The following is a 2115-nucleotide window of genomic DNA, read 5'->3' as shown; positions in this document are numbered from 1 at the left end:
AATTTCAAAAAGCTATCCATAAAGTCTTTGCTCTTTTTACCATCTTTGTCTATCTAACCAAAGAGTAGCTTTAGCATTTTTAGATTATGCTCCATCATCTTTTTAAATGAGAGTTCGTCTTCTTCATATCCCCTACGCCTATCTTCAGGAGTGCTCACAAAGCCACTTTGTAAGTCGATATAGACAAAGTCTCTTTTAGATCTGATGTAGTCTTGCATATATTTAGGCATGCCAGCTATGTCATTATCAGTAGCATTTATAAAGCCGGGTCCAAATTTCATCTCACCCATTAGATCAAACAGCTCAAATGTCCTATTAAATTCTTTACTATCTATGCTTTTGTCATAGCCTTCTCTTTTGCCTTGTGCTGTTGTCTCGCCCTCTCTTACATCAAGGTTGTTGTTTATAACGGCTGCTATAAGTCCGCCTTTAGTTATTGAGCCATCTTTATTAGTGTATTTCTCTCCATGCGGATCCATAAATACACCACTTCCCACACTCTCCTTGCCGCCATTGTTGTTGTTAAAGATATCTGTTGTTGGCTTTAGTGGCTGCCTGCCATCTCCGCCATCAAAGCTTGGATTGAAAAAGAGCGTGCTTATCATAGATTTGCTGGAATCTTTGCCGTTAAAATCAGCCGCAGCCGAGCCAAATTCATGAATGGAGTTATGGATCTTGGTTACTTGCATACTTTGGCGGTTATAAGAAAAGCCTTGAGGGAAATTTCTTATCTCATCTAAGCTAAAGCTATCTTTTGAGTTTAGTGTGTCTTCGCCAACTACTTGGGAGAGAATTTTATAGGCATTATTTACGGTTTTTAGTATGTCGATGCTATCAAAAGTCCTTTGCATATAGTCAGACTGCGTCTCTATCCTGACTAAAGACTCCAGTGTGCTTGAGTGAATTTTATAATCACTTGGTATGCCAGCTTGTTTATTAAACTCATCTGTAAAGTAGCCATCTTTATCTACCTTGTAGCCTAAAACTAGAGAGCTTGTTTGGTTGGTGGCAACTTTGTTTGATACCTTTATGTTCTGCTCTAAATTTAAGGGGTAGCTACCAAGTGCGTTTATCATCTTAGATCCTTTTAGCTTTAACTCACACCAAAGATATCGTCTTTTTTGTGAAAAGATTTATTTTGCAAAGGTTTTTAACCTGCATAAATTTACTCCTAAACTCTTGTATCTACCTTTTTATAAAGCCTATCTTTGCTAGATAGTTCCTTAAATTTGAGGTCGTTTTCAAGGTAGGTAATGTTGTAAATTTCTTTAGTGGTGATGCTTTTGCCGTTTTCAAGTCCGATTAGGAATTTACTTATAAATTTATCAGAGAGGTTTTTAACGAGCTTTGCTCAAAGCTCTTTTAGCTGTTTTGCATACTCCTTGAAACGCTAACGTTTGAAGTAAAATTTGCACCGCGTTTGAAGTCTTTTGCACACTTGATTTGATCTGATCGTCAAAGTCAGAAATCTCTAGTCATACATTTTTCTTTGTGATATCTAAACTATCAGTTGAAAAGACGCACACTAATTGCAGTGCCGATAAGTTTAAGTGTAAGCATCTTTTTAGCAGCTACTAAAATTTTGAGTTTTTTTGGTAAAATATAATTACTTTTCACACCTGACTAATTTTATTAATCTATTAACTGCTTTAGCTTTTACATCCTTGTTCAATAGTACTTTTTTAAATAAGCCTACCTTACTAATTGCTTGTATCTATTACATTAAGCAGCTTAAATTTTCTACTTTCAAACTTCATAACTATTTAAAAAAATATTGTTAGAATCCTAAAAACTTTTTATATCAAATTTTAGTATATGTTCGAGAACTTTAATCCAAGGCAAATAATTAAATATACCTCTTTTCTAGCCTAAGTAATTGTAGCTCAATCTTTGATTTTGTTCTTTGCTTTTTAATATTATCATTAAGTTAAATTCAGCCTAAAGCATTTAAAAACAAATATAAAAAATTTACTACATTTAATCAATAAAAACTAATTAAAAAAATAAAAAAACTAATATTCTATACTTAGACAAGAAACAACAATAATAATAAATTTTGATTAATTAATTGAATATTTGAAATTAAAAGCAGATTAACAACAAAGCCCGCAACGA

The 2115-nt window shown here is 33.1% G+C and carries 1 protein-coding gene; it reads right to left on the bottom strand.

Features of this window, described 5'->3' with window-relative positions; genetic code table 11:
* Positions 1-53: 53 nt before the first annotated feature.
* Positions 54-1076: a Cj0814 family flagellar-dependent secreted protein gene (locus CYP26_RS06490; RefSeq protein WP_258031437.1), complete on the bottom strand. Its 1023-nt coding sequence runs from the start codon at positions 1074-1076 to the stop codon at positions 54-56.
* Between the last annotated feature and the right edge of the window lie 1039 nt (positions 1077-2115).

It is taken from the genome of Campylobacter concisus (assembly GCF_002913225.1).
Lineage (GTDB): Bacteria > Campylobacterota > Campylobacteria > Campylobacterales > Campylobacteraceae > Campylobacter_A > Campylobacter_A concisus_J.
The sequence above is the reverse complement of the archived record's forward strand: the minus strand, read 5'-3'. Positions and strand labels throughout refer to the sequence as shown.

Excerpts from the sequence above, each read along its gene's own strand:
- CYP26_RS06490 (WP_258031437.1), bottom strand. The coding sequence starts at position 1,076 with ATGATAAACGCACTTGGTAGCTACCCCTTAAATTTAGAGCAGAACATA.